General features: G+C 63.4%; 2 protein-coding genes. Both read left to right on the top strand.

The window, feature by feature from the left end; genetic code table 11:
• Positions 1-310 (top strand): phosphonate C-P lyase system protein PhnH (locus ACR0C6_RS22275; protein ID WP_480621387.1); only part of this gene is annotated, 310 nt, incomplete at its 5' end.
• 3 nt (positions 311-313) lie between these two features.
• Positions 314-514: carbon-phosphorus lyase complex subunit PhnI (locus ACR0C6_RS22270; RefSeq protein ID WP_480621385.1), on the top strand; the 201-nt coding region annotated here is incomplete at its 3' end.

Below are 514 nucleotides of genomic sequence, written 5' to 3'. Positions count from 1 at the left end.
GGGGGCGGCCGAAGCTGATTTTGCGGACGGAACATGGCAGGACCTGCAGCCGGTGACCGCCTATCGCATCGGCACACCGGAATACCCGGATCGCTCGGCAACACTTATCGTGGAATGTGACGCGCTTGAACCAAGCGGGGCTGCGCTGCGCGGACCGGGCATCAAATCGGCCGCGCATCTGTCCCTTCCGGACATCGCTGCGTTGCAGGGCAATGCGATGCTGTATCCGCTGGGATGCGATTTCTTTTTCACTTGCGGCGACCGGGTTGCGGCTCTGCCGCGCAGCACGCAGATCACGGACGAGGGCTAGGCGATGTATGTTGCTGTCAAAGGCGGCGAGAAAGCCATTGAGAACGCTCATACCTGGTTGGCCGAGGAGCGGCGTGGGGATACCGATGTCGCGGAACTCAGCCTGGCCCAGATCCGAGAGCAGCTGAGCCTTGCCGTCAACCGGGTGATGGCCGAGGGGTCGCTCTACGACCCCGACCTTGCCGCTCTGGCGATCAAGCAGGCG

This window comes from Ruegeria sp. AL12 (assembly GCF_056540885.1).
The sequence above is the reverse complement of the archived record's forward strand: the minus strand, read 5'-3'. Positions and strand labels throughout refer to the sequence as shown.